Below are 3,075 nucleotides of genomic sequence, written 5' to 3'. Positions count from 1 at the left end.
CACGTTACGATAGATGCCCAAAGGTCTTCCTCTCCGCCGTCGCTCTCGCTGCCACCGTCATGTTCTGGCTGTGACCATCAATGAGTCTGGAGCCTGGGTAATCCTCCCCGTTTTAACGGGGTTTGGTCGTAGAACTCACGCAGCCATTTTCAGTTTCTGTGCGGGTGTCATGCCGCCAAAGCCCATGTTAGGTCGATCGTTTTTGTAAGTTGAGAGTCAGTCGGTTGCGATAATCCGTGCCTCCGCGATGGTTTCAAAAATGTAGAGGTCGAGCCATTCATGGCGGACGGTGCGGTTGTAGCGCTCGACGTAAGCGTTCTGCTGCGGTTTGCCGGACTGGATGTGGGTCAGGACAATACCCTGCTTTGCGGCCCAGATTGCCAGGGTTGCGCTGATGTATTCCGGGCCGTTGTCGACCCTGATGGCCATGGGCTTGCCGCGCCACTCGATGATCTGGTTCAGCGCCCGAACCACGCGCTCGGCCGAAGCGAAAAGTCGACCTCAATGCCCAGACCCTCGCGGTTGAAGTCGTCGAGCACGTTCAGGAGCCGGAATCGGCGACCATCGGCCAGACGGTCGGCCATGAAGTCCATGGACCACACGAGGTTCGGCGCGTCTGGAACCGAGAGCACGTCCGGCTTGTGCCGCTTGATGCGCCGCCTTGGCTTGATCCGCAGGTTCAGTTCCAGTTCGCAGTAGATCCAGCGAACGCGCTTGTGGTTCCAGGCATGGCCACGGACATTGCGCAGATACAGGAAGCATAGGCCGAAGCCCCACGTTCTGTGCGCCTTGGTCAGGCCTTCGAGAGGATCCGCGATGGTTTCGTTCTCGGCACAGCGCTTCGGGCTGTAACGAAAGCAGGTCTCGCTGACCAGACCAACTCCAGTGACAGTTCGTCAGGTATTCAGCGGAACCTGGCCGCGTTCGCCATGGTCGCAGCCTCCGTGTCGCCCTGACCGAAAGCCGACGGTCGCGGTTCCGGCAGTTGCAGCGCCTGCTGGACCCGCGGCATGGCATCGATGCGGTCGAACCACGCCTGTAGGTGCGGCAGCCCGTCAACGTTTACCGTGGCCCAGAAATAGCTGCGTGCCCAAGGATAGGTCGCGATATCCGCGACGGAGATCGCATCACCGACCAGCCACTCGCGCCCGACAAGCCGCGTGTCCAGCACTTCCAGCAGGCGGCGGCTTTCGGTCACATAGCGGTCGATGGCGTAGGGCACTTCGTTACCGTTCGGCTGGGCGATCCGCTGGAAGAACATCGCCTGGCCCATCATCGGACCGATCCCGCCCATCTGGAACATCAGCCATTGCAAGGTTTCCGAGCGCTCCTTGGGGTCGTGGCTGAGGAACCGATCGTATTTCTCGGCAAGATACCACAGGATCGCGCCACTCTCGAAAACCGCGAAGTCATTCGCACCGCGATCCACGATGGTCGGAATGCGGCCGTTCGGGTTCAAGCGCATGTAGTCTGGCGCCTTCTGTTCCTTCTTGCCGAGATCGATCGGCACCAGCTCATAGTCGATCTGGGCTTCGTGCAGAAAGATCAGCGGCTTCCACCCGTTCATGGTGTTGGCGGTGTAGAGAAGGATATCAGGCCGCGTCATTGCTGAATTCCCCGAAAGTCGTGGCGAGATGCGCGTCGAACCGCACGAGGTCGGTGGCAATGTCGGGGTTCTTCATCACGTCGAAGGCCCCGAAGGTCGGCAGCGGCGTCATGCCGAAGAACTTGGCATTCAAGTGGACCGGGCGCAGGAGATCATCCAGCGACATGCCCTCGAAGAATGGCTCAGACGGGTCGTCGAAGGCCTCAGACGGGGCGTTCAGAGTGGCCGAGATCATGTAGCGCGTGCCTGCCAGCTTGCCGCCCATGCCGTAATTCGCTTTCGGTGCGGCTGCGCTGCGCCCGTCGCCATTGCTGAGCTGACCGCCCATGCCAACCGTGTAGACCTCATCCATGTATTTCTTGAAGGACCACGGCACGCCCATCCAGTTGACCGGGAACTGCAAGAGGACCACGTCCGCCCAGAGATGACTGTCCACTTCGGCCTGCACGTCGTAGCCGGCGGCCACCGTGGTCAGGCGGACCTCGTGCCCCTGCGCTTCGAGTGTTGCCTTGGCGCGTTCCGCAAGCGTTTGGTTCAGCTTGCCCGGGGCAAAGTCATAGGGCTGCGCGCCGTTCAGAATGTGGATCTTGCTCATCTCGTAACTTCCGTTGTTGTTGCGACCGCTTGACTTCGGCGGGATCCGGCATGAGATGAACGTGGTGGGAAGCAAAAACAACCAGTATACTTTTTGTAACCTATTCCCAGGGCAGCCAACGGAGCGCAAAGCGATGGACGCAAAGATCGAAATTGACGGTGTCGGGCGACGGCGTGCGGCCAACGCCTGCACCGAGCCCTGCGCCATCGAACGTGGCATGCGGATCATCGGAGGCAAATGGACCGGCTCTATCCTGTGGCACGTCAAGGATGGGCCCGTGCGGTTCAACGACCTCGCCCGGATGATCGGCGGCGCATCGAAGAAGATGATCACGGAACGCTTGCGGCAACTCGAAGACCAAGGGCTGGTCAGCCGCGAAGTGTGCGACACCGCCCCGATCACCGTGGTTTACGAGATCACCGATCTCGGGCGAACAGCCTTGGGTTTCTTGGACCAACTGCGCAAGTGGAGCGAGGGTCTTCCAGAAGGTTTGACCACAGCAAAGCGATAGCCTGTCAAGAGCACGGCCGGCCCTAACCGGACCTTCGCGCCAGGCGCTGCGGATGATCGAAGTGAGCCCGAAGCAGACCTTGGTGCCAAGCGCAGCGAATGGTAGGTGCCGACCCTCCTAAAACATTTGCGCCCCCACTTACATCGGCTTGGCGAATGCAGAGCCTACAGAGCCAGATCATTGCGAGATAGGGGCCACCTCTATAGCATGACGTCCCAGAAAGACGCTTAATCGAAGCAGGGAAAGAAATGCACGCGAAAATCGTCCACCTAGGGTCAGGACCCATTAATTTTCTTGATGCCGTCCTGTCGGCGTGATTCACGCTCCCAAACAGGTGGGGGCATCATGAGTAATCTTTTCTGG

General features: G+C 59.8%; 3 protein-coding genes and 1 pseudogene. 1 reads left to right on the top strand and 3 read right to left on the bottom strand.

Annotated features, from left to right (window positions below):
* Positions 1-135 precede the first annotated feature (135 nt).
* The 3 genes and pseudogenes from F804_RS16770 to F804_RS0115060 form a co-directional block, all read right to left on the bottom strand.
* A pseudogene (locus F804_RS16770) lies at positions 136-872 on the bottom strand (IS3 family transposase); the annotation flags it as partial.
* Positions 873-904: 32 nt separating this feature from the next.
* Positions 905-1,606, bottom strand: coding sequence for a glutathione S-transferase family protein (locus F804_RS0115065; RefSeq protein ID WP_022708565.1), 702 nt, complete (start codon positions 1,604-1,606; stop codon positions 905-907).
* A complete protein-coding gene (locus tag F804_RS0115060; RefSeq protein WP_022708564.1) occupies positions 1,593-2,201 on the bottom strand; it encodes an NAD(P)H-dependent oxidoreductase in 609 nt (202 codons plus the stop codon). Before F804_RS0115060 ends, F804_RS0115065 begins: the two co-directional genes overlap by 14 nt.
* A 133-nt stretch (positions 2,202-2,334) precedes the next feature.
* On the opposite strand from F804_RS0115060, the gene F804_RS0115055 reads away from it, so the two are divergent.
* Positions 2,335-2,712 carry a winged helix-turn-helix transcriptional regulator gene (locus F804_RS0115055; protein WP_022708563.1) on the top strand — a complete coding sequence of 126 codons (378 nt, stop codon included), beginning with the start codon at positions 2,335-2,337 and terminating at the stop codon, positions 2,710-2,712.
* Positions 2,713-3,075: the final 363 nt, after the last annotated feature.

It is taken from the genome of Paracoccus zeaxanthinifaciens ATCC 21588 (assembly GCF_000420145.1).
GTDB classification, from domain to species: Bacteria; Pseudomonadota; Alphaproteobacteria; order Rhodobacterales; family Rhodobacteraceae; genus Paracoccus; species Paracoccus zeaxanthinifaciens.
The sequence above is the reverse complement of the archived record's forward strand: the minus strand, read 5'-3'. Positions and strand labels throughout refer to the sequence as shown.